Genomic DNA, 13,227 nt, shown 5'->3' on the forward strand with positions numbered 1-13,227 from the left:
CTAACTAAAAACTGCTTGATCATCTTATGTTTTCTTTAATTCAAACGCCGGAAGTCTTAGGTGCCACTTGATGGCCGCCAGTCGTATGACCAGCGCGCTTATCATGGCGATGGCCAGAGCCACCTTATCGGCCAAGCCCCAGGTGATGGCACAGGTATAGCTTATTCCACCAAATATCGAGGCGGTCGCATAGATTTCGGTGCGCAATATCATGGGGATCTGGCGACAGAGTACGTCTCGAATAATGCCGCCTCCGACGCCAGTTATCAAGCCCATCACCACGGCAATCATGCCGCTGAGGCCAAGATTGAGTGCCTTTTCTGCCCCGATCACGGTAAACAGCGCCAATCCGAAGGCATCGGCCACAGGTAGCGTGTACTGGGGCACCTTCTTGGGCTTGCGAATAAAGATAAGCGCAAGCAGCACGGTAGCCAATATCACTATGATGTAGTTGGGGTCGCGGATCCAAAATACCGGTGTGGTGCCGAGCAGCGCGTCGCGTATGCTGCCGCCGCCAATGGCGGTGACCGAGGCCAGCACTATCACCCCAAAGGGATCCATGCGATGACGCCCGGCAGCTAAGGCGCCAGAGAGGGCAAATACCGCGGTACCACAGAGGTCGAAAAAGTAGATCCACTCCTTCATTGATCTAGCTCTTGCAGGTGGTAGTTGAGGGCATCGACCGAGATGCGGATCTCAAGCACAGACAGCAACAGGGAGTAGAGCAGGAGCAGCAGGCTGGAGCCGAAGATGACCGAGCCAGTTTTGTTAAAGCCCACATAGATGAAGATCATACACAGGACGCACAGGGCGAAGCTAGAGACGCCCGCCTCCTGCATGCGGCGAATGATGACGATGCGGCGACGCAGGTTTTTCAGCTGGCCCGAGTGCACAGGTTTGCCCTCGGCGCTCAGGCTGCGGATCAGTGCCGCCAGCGAGAAGAAGCGGTTGGTATAGGCCAGGAGTAACAGTGAGATCGCCGGAAACAGCAGCGCCGGTGTGGTCAGGGAAATGTGAAGATTCTCAAACAAAGTCGTTATGCCTATTGTGTCAATATGTTGCCGCCAGAGGGGAATAATACCAAGGGTTTTTGGCTTGTCTAGTTAAAAGGCGCCGGGCTCGAGACCCAGGGTGTCGATGTGGCGATTAAGCGTGCGCCAGGAGGCGTAGCATGGCCCACAGGCTGGGGATGAGCAGTACCGAGAGCACCCATATGCCCTTGCTCAGGCGCAGCAGTTTCAGCGCCGCCGAGATGGTGTGAGGCGTGGGCTTGGGGCCAGTGCCGATACGGGCGATATCGACTCTCTTACCGGCAAATTTTTGCGGGCCGCCCAGCTCAGTGTCGAGCACTTTTGCCGCGAGGGCGCAGGTGGTTAGATGATTGTTTATCGGCAGCGGGCTCTTGACGGGTCTTAACATCTGCACCAAGGCGCCTGGGCCACCCTGGATCGCCAGGGTGAAGTTCCAGGCTTGGGTGGGTAACCAGTAGATGAGATAGCTCAGCAAATAGGCGGGACGGCCGAACTCACGATATTGTGGGTTGAGGGCCGGCCAGGTGTATTCCAGCTGCTTGATCATCCGCGCGCCCAGTACCAGGGGGGCACCGCCGACGGCGTAGAAGAGGATGGTGGCGACCGTGCCATAGATGGAGGTGGTCATCAGCTTCTCGATCACCGTCTTGCTCATGCCCACCTCCGAGAGCTCTCGGGTGTCGCGATAGACCCATTGGCTCAGCAGGCGACGGGCGCGCTGCTTGTCCTGGCGCTCCAGTGCCTGGCCTGTTTCCTCCGCCACCTTGTGAAACTGCTCGTCGCACAGGCAGAGATAGAGAAACAGACACTCGAAGAACCAGGGAAAGGCTGCCAGCTCCAGCAGGAAGCTTAAGATCAGCCAGAAGGGCAACACGAGCAGCAGCACAGACAGGCTACCGGCCAGGCGCTGCTGGCCAGGGGAGCGATCGCTACGAGCCACCTTGGCCGACAGGCTGCGTGCCAGCAGGGAAAACCAGTAGAAGGCCTGATATTCCCGTGGCAGCGGCGCCAGCAGCGCCATGAAGATCGCCACCAACAAGATGGCAGCCCCTTGGTAGAAGGGGCTGTCGAGCAGTAGTTGCTGGATGATATCGTGCATCGGGTCGCTTAGCTCTTCGCTAAATGGCTACTGGGTGAGCGCCTGCGTCTTACAGGTGCTTCAGCAGCGAGATCACCATCAGCGCCGAATGATGGCCCGCCTTCACCAGGTAGCTGTCAAAATCTACCGGCGAGTCGTTGTTGGCGTTGTCAGACAGCGAGCGGATCACCACGAAAGGCACCTTGAACTGGTGACACACCTGGGCAATCGCCGCGCCTTCCATCTCACAGGCCGCCATGGTCGGGAAGTTATTCAGCATTACCTTAGTGCGCTCAGGGTCGCAGATAAAGCTGTCGCCGGTGCAGATAAGGCCTTCGATCGCCTTCACCTCGCCCAGATCCGCCACCGCCTTCTTGGCCGCCTCGACTAAGACTCTGTCCGGCATGAAGGCCGCAGGCTGCTGGGCCATCTGACCAATCTCGTAGCCAAAGGCGGTGACATCTACGTCGTGGTGACGCACCTCTGAGGAGATGACGATATCGCCGATGGCCAGGCTGTCGACGAAACCGCCCGCAGAGCCCGTGTTGATCACATAATCCGGGGCATATTTCTCAATCAGCAGTGTGGTGGCGACACTGGCGGTGACCTTGCCGATGCCAGAGCGGGTGACGATCACCTCTTTGCCCTCTAGCTGTCCGGCGACAAACTCTATGCCGGCGATGGTCTGGGTCTGAGTGTCTGTCATAGACGCGATAAGATGAGCGACTTCTGGCTCCATGGCGCCGATAATACCAATTTTCATTGAATACCCTTTATGGTCTAGGTGGATCTGGCCGCACGAAGGCGCAACCTGTCTTAAGATAATGGGCGCTAATATAGCAATAAAGTGGTTCGGTGGCGAGGTTGCGGATCGCAAGCTAGCTTGTTGGAAAACAAGTTAGGAAGTTTCTTTGTTGGAGGCCATCAGCGTTATGGCTTTGTATTTGCTGGTCGCAGCGTTGGCCTTCATTTCTTTGAATTGCCGCAGGCAATTCCATTTTGCTATTTGAACTCTACCCGACTTGGTATTTGAGGTGTGGTTTATAACCATGACGTCATGGTTTATCTATTGCCTGCGGCAGGCTCATGTGCAGATACGCCGGTGAGACGCCGTGAATACATTCCCTGTAGGCTCTGCCGAAACATCCATGTTTCGGAAGCTCACCGGCGTATCTACACCCGGTTTTCCATCTCTTCGATTAAGCCGTATTTGGTATCCATAACCTAATCAAAGTCCTAAATTGTATCGAATTAACGCCAATTGCTAGCTAAAACTGATTGAAATACCTAAATCAAAGCGTTTTTTGAAAAAATGCACCACGATTAAACGTCCCGTTCATGCTTTTGTTAGTATTCCGTCCTCAAAAAGGAATATCATCATCAAAATCTACATCTTTAGATATTTGTTGAGGCTGCCCCCAAACTGGTGGCTGAAATTGTGGCTGTACCTGCTTTTTACTTAAGCATTTACTACAGCCTGAGGATGTATCTTTACCAATATCTTGTTTCTTTAAATATGATCCGCAGCTATCGCACTCAGGCACCCTGAATAACTCTGCTCCACAGCCACCACAGAAGCGTGTTTCAGCAATTGGATAGCCGCATGCACATTGATAAGTTAGTTTTTCGCCACATGAAGTACAGTGAATATCAATGCTATTTTCGATGAAATTAGCCCCTTTATAGTAGCCATTAGGTGACCATGAAGCATCTGGGCATTTCAAGTTAGAACAAAGTGCTTTACTTGGTGTGTTAATAGCAAAGTGGCCAGCACCAGAAAGACTTTTTAGTTCCCTCAGAATGTCACCGACATTTTGGTAGCGATTTTCCGCATCGTACTCTGAAGCTTTGTTAATTAAATTTCTCAACGCATGGGGAATAGATAGTTCAGGTTTGTCTAATGCTTTAAGAGTCGGTTCTCCGGTAAGCAGTTTACATAGTGTTAAACCCAAAGAATAAATGTCAGTGCGGCAATCAACATTTTTCATATCGATGTTTTGCTCTGGGGATATATACTCCACAGATCCCAAATGATCACCAGTTCGAGTTGCTCTTGTAAAGTTTGGGTTTCCAGAAGGGGCAAAGCCAATAGAGAAATCTATTAAATAAGCATGTCCAGCGGAAGATAGCATTATGTTTGACGGTTTAATATCTCTGTGAATGATACCTTTCGAGTGAACAAGTGACAGTGCATCAAGTATTTGAGTCGCAATTGTAATTACTTGTCTTTGCTCAATCACTCCACGCTTTTGAATATATTCTTCTAAATTTGTACCATCAATGTACTCCATTACGATGTATGGTACTGAATCTTCGCCACATTTTACTTCACCATGGGTAATTACATACGGTATTGCTGGATGTTGTGCCTCAGCTAGGATAAATGCTTCTCTTTTAAATTTTTTCTTGAGTTCAGAGTTATGTTGATTGAATACACTGTCGAAAAACTTGACTGCAACAAATCTTTCTAAAGAGCCTTGTTTAGCTTTTTTGGTTTTACCAGAAAGCCCGCTACCAATGTCTCCAATTAGTTCAAATCCTTGACGCTTTAAATGGTTTGAATACTCGTCCAATTTTTACCTCTGAACTTAAAACGAATACTAACGCTTATTAGCGCAATGCCGCCTATGTAAATCGGTGTTAGCTAATGTACATTGCGACAAATTTTTAAATATCTGAAATTTATATCAATAACAACATTACATAACAAGGAGAAAGTGAGCTGGTCCAAAAGAAGGCGAGCCATCTACAGAATGCTGATTTAGTTTTCCTAAACGTTATCAAAAGCGGCCAAATCGAAGAGACGTTAGATACTCAGTGTAAGCACGCTTTTGGCTCTCGGCGGCATGGACGCCGCCGTGAAGCCTCCAGGGATGGAATTTCGGCGTGCCAAAAGTGTGCTTGCACAACCCCCGCCGGGCAGGCGCTAGGTTGCATTGAAGGTGCGACCTTCAATAATCCATCAAATAACAACAGAGCCAGACGCTACAACCCGAAAGTATTCCACATTCCCCGGTCGGGCAGGCGCTAGATTGCCATGAAGTGACACCCTCTAGCTGATTAGCTACTCGTATCAAATACCGCTAAATCGAAGAGACGTTAGATACCGAGTGTAGATACACTGGTGAGCTTCCGTGACAGGGCCGAAAATGTTCCCGACATTTTTCGGCATTCCCTCCTTCCCTGGAGGTCAGATGAAACGGCAGAGCCTACAGGGAGCGTACTTGCGGCGTCTCACAAGGGTATCTGCACAACCCCCGTCGGGTAGGCGCTAGATTGCCATGAAGGGACACCCTCTAGCTGATTAGCTACTCGTATCATATACCGCTAAATCGAAGAGACGTTAGATACCGGGTGTAGATACGTCTGTGACCTTCGGTTTCAGGGATGAAACCGCAGAGCGGCCAGGGATGGCGCACAGCGTGTCACAGATGTATCTGCACAACCCCCGCCGGGCAGGCGTTAGGTTGCCATGAAGGTGCGGCCTTCAATAGTCCATCAAATACTCAAACAGGTAGACGCTACAACCTATAAGATCCCCATACGCCCTCTTCGGGCAGGAGCTAGATTGCCATGAAGGTACGACCTTCAACACCCCACCAAATACCAATAACCGCCAGAAGCAACAAAAGCCAAAAAACAAGCCTGGTTTTCCCCTGGCAAAAAAAAGCGCTTTAACTCTCACTCAAAGTTAAAGCGCCAATCACAAGCCAAATTGTGCAGCTCAGAGAATGAGCTGATTCAGACTTAAGCCTCGAAGCTGTTTAATATCCCTAGCGCCGCATCGCGGCCCTCGGCGATGGCGGTGACTACAAGGTCTGAGCCGCGCACCATGTCGCCACCGGCGAACACCTTAGGGTTGCTGGTCTGGAAGGGGTTGTCGGCCACCTTAGGTGCCACCACGCGGCCCCACTTATCCAGCTCAATGCCATAGTCGCCGAACCACTTGGCGGGGCTTGGCTGGAAGCCGAAGGCGATGATGATGGCATCGGCCTCTATCAGCTGCTCGCTGCCTGCAATCGGTTCGGGGCGACGGCGACCCGAGTCGTCTGGTTCGCCCAGGGCGGTCTCGACACACTCGATGCCGCTTACCACGCCGTCCGTCGTCTTGATCGCTGTAGGCTGGCGGTTAAACAGGAAGTTGACGCCCTCTTCGCGGGCGTTTTGCACCTCACGGCGCGAACCCGGCATGTTGGCTTCGTCACGGCGATAGACACAGGTGACCTCGCTGGCGCCCTGTCTAACGGCGGTGCGCACACAGTCCATGGCGGTGTCGCCACCACCCAGTACCACCACCTTCTGGCCGGCGAGGCTCAGGTAAGGGGTCTCGGCATCTGTGGTGCCCATGACGTTGTGGGTGTTGCCGATGAGGTAGGGCAGGGCCTGGTAGACGCCCTTGGCATTTTCGTTGTCCAGTCCGGCCTTCATCGGGGTGTAGGTGCCCATGCCGAGGAAGACGGCGTCGTACTCTTCCAGCAGGGTGTTGAAGTCGATATCTTCACCCACGGTGACGCCGAGCCTGAACTCTATCCCCATGCCTTCCATGACGGTGCGGCGGATGTCCATGACAGACTTGTCCAGCTTGAAGGCGGGAATGCCATAGGTGAGCAGACCACCAATTTGCGGGTGTTTATCAAACACTACCGCCTTGACGCCGTTGCGGGCGAGGATGTCGGCGCAGCCAAGGCCGGCCGGCCCCGCGCCTATGATGGCCACGCGCTCCTGACGCTTGACCACCTTGCTCATGTCTGGACGCCAGCCCTGGGCGATGGCGGTGTCGGTAATGTATTTTTCCACGTTGCCTATGGTGACGGCGCCAAACTCGTCGTTGAGGGTACAGGCGCCTTCACACAATCTGTCCTGGGGACAGACACGGCCGCAGATCTCCGGCAGCGTGTTGGTCTCATGCACCAGCTCGGCCGCTTCCAGTATGCGTCCCTGCTTGGCCAGTTTCAGCCAGTTGGGGATGTAGTTGTGCAGCGGGCACTTCCACTCGCAGTAGGGGTTACCGCAGTCGAGGCAGCGGTCTGCCTGCTCATTGACCTGAGGCTGGGCAAAGGGCTGATAGATCTCGATAAATTGCGTGGCGCGCTGCTTGGCGTCATGCTTGGTCGGATCCTTACGGCCTACTTCGATAAATTGAAAATCGTTACTCATGGCCATTACCCCGCTACCACTGCTAATGCAGGTTCAGTTTGTTCCAGACGCAGAAGATCATCGAGCGCCACATTCTTAGGTTTGACCAACACGAAACAATCGATCCAGTTTTCAAAGTCGTTCAACAACATCTTGGCGTGCTCGCTGCCGGTCTCAGCCACGTGCTCCTCGATAAGCCCCTTGAGGTGCTGTTGCTGTATCGGCGCGGTTACCTTCTGCATATTCACCATCTCGGTATTGAGGCGGCGGTTGAAGTGACCGAAGCGGTCGAACACATAGGCGAAGCCGCCCGTCATGCCCGCACCGAAGTTCACCCCTGTCTTACCCAGAACCACCACGATACCGCCAGTCATGTACTCACAGCCGTTATCGCCCAGGCCTTCGACCACGGCGATGGCGCCAGAGTTACGCACCGCGAAACGCTCGCCCGCCTGACCCGCGGCAAACAGCTTACCGCCGCTGGCGCCGTAGAGGCAGGTGTTGCCCAGGATGACGCTCTTCTCGCTCTGGAACATACTGCCCACTGGCGGATAGAGGGTGATCTTGCCGCCCGACATGCCTTTACCCACATAGTCGTTGGCGTCGCCGCACAGATCCAGCGACAGGCCAGGGCTGTTCCACACACCGAAGCTCTGTCCGGCGCTGCCGTTGAACTTGAGCTGTATCGGCGCTTTAGCGCCCTGACGGCCCACCTTGGTGGCAATGTAGCCAGACAGCGCCGCGCCTACCGAGCGGTCTGTGTTGTTAATATCGAAGCGCGCGGTCAGTGGCTCACCCGCATCCACCGCCGCCTGACAATGGCCGAGGATCTGCTGGTTAAGCTCGCCCTTGTCGTCGGTTGGGTTGGTCTCACGCCAGGTGAGGGCGCAGCCTTTCGGCACTTCTGGCTTGTAGAGAATGGCCGACAGATCCAGCTGTTGCTGCTTGTCTGTGGCGCCTTCGAGCACCGCGAGCCAGTCGCTGCGACCCACGAGCTGTTCAAACTCGGTGACGCCGAGGGCGGCCATCCACTCGCGGATCTCGCGGGCCATAAACTCGAAGTAGGTCATCACACGCTCGGGCAGACCGTGGTAGTGATTGTCCCTCAGTTGCTTGTTCTGGGTCGCCACGCCTGTGGCGCAGTTGTTCAGGTGACAGATACGCAGGTACTTACAGCCCAGGGCGATCATGGGCACGGTACCGAAACCGAAGCTCTCGGCGCCCAGCAGGGCCGCCTTGATCACGTCTGTGCCTGTCTTCAGGCCACCGTCCACCTGCAGGCGGATCTTATGGCGCAGGCCGTTGGCCACCAGTGATTGATGCACCTCGGCCAGACCTAGCTCCCAGGGGCTACCGGCATATTTCACCGAGGTGATCGGGCTGGCGCCCGTACCGCCGTCGTAGCCCGAGATGGTGATCATGTCGGCATAGGCCTTGGCGACGCCAGTGGCGATGGTGCCTACGCCTGGCTCGGATACCAGCTTGACCGAGATCATCGCACTTGGGTTGATCTGCTTGAGGTCGAAGATCAGCTGAGCCAGGTCTTCGATAGAGTAGATATCATGGTGCGGCGGCGGTGAGATCAGGGTGACGCCGGGGCGCGCGTTACGCAGCGCGGCGATCTCCACGCTCACCTTGTCGCCGGGCAGCTGACCGCCTTCGCCAGGCTTGGCGCCCTGGGCGACCTTGATCTGTAGCACCTCGGCGTTCACCAGATAGTGCGCGGTGACGCCGAAGCGGCCCGAGGCGATCTGCTTGATGGCCGAGTTACGCTCCGAGTTGAAGCGGCGCGGATCTTCCCCGCCTTCGCCCGAGTTGGAGCGACCGCCGAGGCGGTTCATGGCCACGGCCAATGCCTCGTGGGCCTCAGGGCTGAGTGCGCCGATACTCATGGCGGCGCTGTCAAATCTTGGATAAAGGGTCTCGGCGGCCTCGACCTTGTCAACCTCGACAGCCTCATTGCCACCCTTGACGGTGAAGAGATCCCTCAGGGTCGCCACAGGTCTGTCGTCCACCAACTCGGTGAAGCGCTTGTAGACGCCATAGTCCTGGTCGCGCAGGCTTTGCTGCAGCGTGTTGACCACATCCGGGTTGAAGCAGTGATATTCACCGCCTTCGACATATTTCAGCAGGCCGCCCTGAGGCAGTGGCTGGTGGGCCTGGAAGGCAAGTTTCTGCAACGCCTGTTGATCTTTCTCCAGCAGGGCAAAGTTTGCCCCCTCGATGCGGCTAACCACGCCATTGAAGCAGAGTTCGACCACGTCAGATGAGAGGCCGATGGCTTCGAACTGCTGGCTACAGCGGTAGGAGGCGACGGTGCTGATCCCCATCTTGGACATGATCTTACGCAGCCCCTTGTCGATCCCCTGGCGGAAGTTGAGCATCAGCTGCTGAGTCTCGCGCACGCCGTGGCGGCTGGCTAGCGCCGAGATGCTCTCGTAGGCCAGGTAAGGGTAGATGGCGGTGGCGCCAAAGCCGAGCAGCACTGCGAAGTGGTGCGGGTCTCTGGCCGAGGCGGTCTCGACTATGATGTTGGTGTCGCATCTCAGGCTCTTGTCGACCAGGACGCGCTGCACGGCGCCCACGGCCATGGCGGCGGGGATCACCTGCTTGCTCTTGTCGGTCGCCCTGTCGGAAAGGATAAGCAGGGTAGTGCCGGTGCGGGCCAGACGTTCGGCCTCGTCGCACACGCGGCGAATTGCCGCTTCCAGCCCTTCGCTGAGGTCATAATTGAGATCGACCGTGTTGGCGCGGTAGTAGGTCGAATCCAGCGCCAGCAGCTGGTTGAAGTCGCTGTAGAGCAGGATGGGCGAGTTAAACATCACCCGATAGGCGTGACCTGTCGTCTCGTTAAACAGGTTCTGCTCGCGGCCGACGCAGGTGGCCAGCGACATCACATGCTTCTCACGCAGCGGATCGATTGGCGGGTTGGTCACCTGGGCGAACTTCTGACGGAAGTAGTCGTACAGGGTGCGGGATTTCTTCGACAGTACCGCCATAGGCGTATCGTCACCCATGGAGCCCGTGGCTTCCTCGCCTTTCTCGGCCAGCACCCAGATCACCTGTTCCAGCTCCTCGCGGGAGTAGCCAAACTGCTTCTGGTATTGCAGCAGGGTGTCGGCAGTAAATTCACATACGCCCTGGGCCTCGCTCGGCATCTGCTCGGCGGGGATCAGGGTATGACTGTTCTTGGCCATCCACTCCTTGTAGGGGTGACGACGCTTAAGATCGTTATCGATCTCAAACGAGGAGTAGAGCTGACCGTTGAGGGTGTCGAGCACCAGTAGCTCACCCGGGCCGACACGACCCTTCTCGACCACCTCGTCCGGGGCATAGTCCCAGATGCCGATCTCTGAGGCCAGGGTCAGGATGCGGTCTTTGGTGATCACATAGCGTGACGGGCGCAGGCCGTTACGGTCGACGGCGCAGGCCACGTGACGGCCGTTGGTCATGACTATGCCAGCCGGGCCGTCCCAGGGCTCCATGTGCATGGAGTTGAAGTCGTAGAAGGCCTTAAGCTCGTCGTCCATCTCTGGGTTACTCTGCCACGCGGGTGGAATGAGCAGACGCATGGCGCGGTAGAGATCCATGCCGCCGGCGAGCAGCATCTCTAGCATGTTATCGAGCGAAGAGGAGTCTGAGCCACTCTCGTTGACGAAGGGCGCTGCCTGCTGCAGATCTGGCAGCAGGGGCGCATTAAACTTGTAGGCGCGGGCACGGGCCCATTGACGGTTACCCGTGATGGTGTTGATCTCACCGTTATGGGCGAGATAACGGAACGGCTGCGCCAGCGGCCACTTAGGCGAAGTGTTGGTTGAGAAGCGCTGGTGGAACAGACAGATAGCGCTTTGCAGGCGTATGTCGGCCAGATCCGGATAGAAGGCGGGTAGATCGGCGGGCATCATCAAGCCCTTGTAGACGATCACCTGGCCGGAGAGGCTGGCGACATAGAAGTCTTTGCAGTCAGTCATCTGCTGCTCGAGACGGCGACGCGCCATATAGAGGCGACGCTCGAGATCTTTTTCACGCCAGCCAATGGGCGAGTTGATCAGCACCTGCCAGATCTTAGGCTGGCTGGCCTGACCTATGGGGCCGAGTACCTCGGAGTTGACCGGGACTTCGCGCCAACCGGCGACACTCAGGGTCTCTTTTTCAAGCTCTCGCTCCAGGGTGCGCTTGGTGTGGTCTGCCTTGGCCTCATCTTGGCTTAAGAACAGCATGCCCACGGCAAACTTACGGCTCAGGTGCCAGTCGTTCTCACTGGCCACGGCTTCGAAGAATTTAATGGGGAGTTGCATAAGTAGGCCACAACCATCGCCGGTACGACCATCGGCGGCAATACCACCACGGTGTTTCATGCGATCTAGGCCATGAATGGCTGTGCGTACAATTCTATGGCTGGCTTCGCCATCCATTTGGGCGATTAAGCCAAAACCACAGTTATCCCGTTCAAAACTGGGGTGATACAAGCTCATATAAAAACTCCCTAATACTAACCAATACATCGTCGGGGAAATTCAAGCGATTGATGTGCACCCGAACCATCCAAATTAACTTTTGCCTAGTAAAAGGTCAATTCAAATTTGTGCATAAAGTATGACTAGGGGAGGGCGTTTAATACGGTTTACATTTTAACCTTACGTTAACGTCAACTGTGAAAGTTGACGTATAACATTATGAATAAAAAGAATTTTGAATATGTGTCTGAATCTTTTTTACTAAAATGTAACAAAAAGGATTATTGTCTTTTAATCTAAAAAAGTGATTTTTATTGCATATACAGTGAATGATTTAACAAATCTTAGACCAATGTATTAGCCAATACTGTGCTGTATCGCTAAGTTTGCGTCTGCTTTGTGACTTAGGACGTCGAGAAAGGGACGAAAAATTGATGTAGCACCAAGAATGGCGCTATCAAGCCAGTTACAATCCACGCCCTTTGAATGAGCGAGAGAGCACCCCGTGGGACTGGATAGTCACGTCAATACCTTTGGTCTGCATTGCAAGCATAAGTACGGTCAGCGGCTCAAGAAGCTGACCCTGGACGCCAAGTTTACCTGCCCCAACCGTGACGGCAGCCTGGGGCGTGGCGGCTGCACCTTCTGTAATGTGGCCTCGTTCAGCCATGAGCATGGCACGGTAGACAGCATCGCCGTGCAGCTGGCCAATGGCCGCGAGCGTGCTCAGGGAAAATCCACTAAGTTCATTGCCTATTTTCAGGCCTACACCAGCACCTATGATGAGTACCGCCTGCTCAAGCAGCGCTATGATGAGGCGGTGGCCGACAGTGACATCGTCGGCCTGTGTGTCGGCACCCGCCCCGACTGTGTCAGCGATGAAGTGATCGACTTGCTGGCGGGTTATCAGGCCCGTGGCCTGGAGGTCTGGCTGGAACTTGGCCTGCAAAGCGCCAATCTTGAGACCCTCAAACGGATCAATCGTGGTCATGGTTTTGAGGAGTATAAGGATACTGTGATTCGGGCGAGACAGGCGGGACTCAAGGTGTGTACCCACCTTATTTTGGGGCTGCCCGGTGAGACACATGAAGACTTTTTGGCCAGCCACAGGGCGGTGCTCGATGTCGGGGTCGATGGGCTCAAAATTCATCCACTGCATATCGTCGAGGGGAGCACCATGGCCAAGGCCTGGCGGGCCGGACGCATGACCCTTCTGTCTCAGCAGGCCTACGCCGAGAGTGTCGGCGAGTTGATCCGGCTAACGCCTAAAGAGGTGATATTTCATCGTGTTACCGCCTATGCCAAGAAACCTATGCTGTTGGCTCCCGACTGGTGCGCCTTTCGCTGGGAGGGGCTGGTGGCCATAGTTCAGAATCTGGAACGCCTCGGCGGTCAGGGTCATTATTTGACCGATTCGGCAGGTGATCAAATGTCGATTTAGGGGCAAAAAACGTGAAGAATTGAGCAATTAATTTAACGCATGGTTAATGGAAGGTTAAATAAGGAGGTATTTAACTTGCATATG

8 protein-coding genes are annotated in these 13,227 nt (G+C 54.9%); 1 reads left to right on the top strand and 7 read right to left on the bottom strand.

The window, feature by feature from the left end; all coding sequences use genetic code 11:
- Positions 1-24 precede the first annotated feature (24 nt).
- The 7 genes from L1D43_RS02490 to gltB form a co-directional block, all read right to left on the bottom strand.
- The gene (locus L1D43_RS02490; protein WP_041510316.1) at positions 25-645 is read right to left on the bottom strand and encodes a trimeric intracellular cation channel family protein; all 621 of its coding nucleotides are present in this window, start codon (positions 643-645) and stop codon (positions 25-27) included.
- Positions 642-1,031, bottom strand: a complete 390-nt coding sequence (locus tag L1D43_RS02495) for a DUF2721 domain-containing protein (RefSeq protein WP_011864829.1) — start codon at positions 1,029-1,031, stop codon at positions 642-644. Before L1D43_RS02495 ends, L1D43_RS02490 begins: the two co-directional genes overlap by 4 nt.
- A gap of 115 nt (positions 1,032-1,146) precedes the next feature.
- Positions 1,147-2,130 carry a cobalamin biosynthesis protein gene (locus tag L1D43_RS02500; protein ID WP_239849824.1) on the bottom strand — a complete coding sequence of 328 codons (984 nt, stop codon included), beginning with the start codon at positions 2,128-2,130 and terminating at the stop codon, positions 1,147-1,149.
- Between the two features lie 49 nt (positions 2,131-2,179).
- On the bottom strand, positions 2,180-2,872 hold the full coding sequence (mtnN, locus tag L1D43_RS02505) for a 5'-methylthioadenosine/S-adenosylhomocysteine nucleosidase (protein ID WP_239849825.1): 693 nt from the start codon (positions 2,870-2,872) through the stop codon (positions 2,180-2,182).
- Positions 2,873-3,470: 598 nt separating this feature from the next.
- Positions 3,471-4,682 carry a serine/threonine-protein kinase gene (locus L1D43_RS02510; RefSeq protein WP_239849826.1) on the bottom strand — a complete coding sequence of 404 codons (1,212 nt, stop codon included), beginning with the start codon at positions 4,680-4,682 and terminating at the stop codon, positions 3,471-3,473.
- 1,174 nt (positions 4,683-5,856) lie between these two features.
- Positions 5,857-7,266: an FAD-dependent oxidoreductase gene (locus tag L1D43_RS02515; RefSeq protein ID WP_239849827.1), complete on the bottom strand. Its 1,410-nt coding sequence runs from the start codon at positions 7,264-7,266 to the stop codon at positions 5,857-5,859.
- A 5-nt stretch (positions 7,267-7,271) separates the two neighbouring features.
- Positions 7,272-11,720: a glutamate synthase large subunit gene (gene gltB / locus L1D43_RS02520; protein ID WP_239849828.1), complete on the bottom strand. Its 4,449-nt coding sequence runs from the start codon at positions 11,718-11,720 to the stop codon at positions 7,272-7,274.
- Between the two features lie 487 nt (positions 11,721-12,207).
- Between gltB and L1D43_RS02525 the strand changes: the two genes are divergently transcribed.
- The gene (locus L1D43_RS02525; RefSeq protein WP_239849829.1) at positions 12,208-13,143 is read left to right on the top strand and encodes a TIGR01212 family radical SAM protein; all 936 of its coding nucleotides are present in this window, start codon (positions 12,208-12,210) and stop codon (positions 13,141-13,143) included.
- Positions 13,144-13,227: the final 84 nt, after the last annotated feature.

Source organism: Shewanella sp. Isolate8, assembly GCF_022398495.1.
GTDB classification, from domain to species: Bacteria; Pseudomonadota; Gammaproteobacteria; order Enterobacterales; family Shewanellaceae; genus Shewanella; species Shewanella aquimarina.

Excerpts from the sequence above, each read along its gene's own strand:
- L1D43_RS02515 (WP_239849827.1), bottom strand. The coding sequence starts at position 7,266 with ATGAGTAACGATTTTCAATTTATCGAAGTAGGCCGTAAGGATCCGACC.
- gltB (WP_239849828.1), bottom strand. The coding sequence starts at position 11,720 with ATGAGCTTGTATCACCCCAGTTTTGAACGGGATAACTGTGGTTTTGGC.
- mtnN (WP_239849825.1), bottom strand. The coding sequence starts at position 2,872 with ATGAAAATTGGTATTATCGGCGCCATGGAGCCAGAAGTCGCTCATCTT.
- L1D43_RS02490 (WP_041510316.1), bottom strand. The coding sequence starts at position 645 with ATGAAGGAGTGGATCTACTTTTTCGACCTCTGTGGTACCGCGGTATTT.
- L1D43_RS02500 (WP_239849824.1), bottom strand. The coding sequence starts at position 2,130 with ATGCACGATATCATCCAGCAACTACTGCTCGACAGCCCCTTCTACCAA.